Origin of the sequence: Aphanothece stagnina RSMan2012, assembly GCF_046764815.1 — a bacterium.
In the GTDB taxonomy this organism is placed as follows: Bacteria; Cyanobacteriota; Cyanobacteriia; order PCC-6307; family Cyanobiaceae; genus NIES-981.
In genome coordinates, this window is sequence record NZ_JBKOUC010000079.1 from 1 (window position 1) to 781 (window position 781).

Annotated in this window: 1 protein-coding gene; it reads left to right on the forward strand. The window is 50.7% G+C overall.

Annotated features, from left to right (window positions below; genetic code table 11):
• Window positions 1-626: sensor histidine kinase (locus ACLNEE_RS16790; RefSeq protein WP_412007438.1), on the forward strand; the 626-nt coding region annotated here is incomplete at its 5' end.
• Window positions 627-781: the final 155 nt, after the last annotated feature.

A 781-nucleotide genomic window follows, 5' to 3' on the forward strand; every position in this document is an offset into this window, starting at 1 on the left:
CTCAACCCAAACTTGGCAAAGCCATGGACCGGGTGATGCGGAATTTGGCCATTATTGAGTCGGAAGCCCACCGCCTCACTGCTCTAATTAACGATGTGTTAGACATTGCCAAAATGGAAGCAGGACAAGAGTCCTGGGAACAACGGTCCTGTCAATTGGGGGCCATTATTGAACGGGCGATCGCCACCATCACACCCCAGGCCCAGGAGAAAAATATTACGTTGCAGGTGGTATTGGAACCGAATTTGCCCGACTTTATCGGTGATGAAAATCGGATTTTGCAAGTGGTGCTGAATTTACTTTCCAACGCAGTTAAATTCACCGCCAATGGTCTGATCATTGCCCAGGGTTATCGGGAGCAGGATTATCTGAGGGCGGAAATTATTGACAATGGCCCCGGCATCCATCCAGCGGATCAAGGGAAAATTTTTGAGCCATTCCAACAGGGGGGAGGAGATGTACTCACCGATAAACCCCAGGGTACGGGGTTGGGATTACCTATTTGTAAAAAGATCGTTGAACACCACGGCGGCACCATCGGCGTCCATAGCCATTTAGGGGAAGGCAGTACCTTTTACTTTTCCCTGCCTGTGCCCAGTACGGAAGCGACAACGCCCATTAGCTGAAGCCATTTTGTCCCAGTGGCCCCGGTCAGCAACGGCGATCGCCTACGTTTAAGGTATGGTTGATCATGGTAGTCTAGCGAAGCCCGGCCTTCTTCCAGCCCGCATTACCTATGCAAGATTTTGGCGCAGTGTTCCACAACCAAGTACTTCTGATT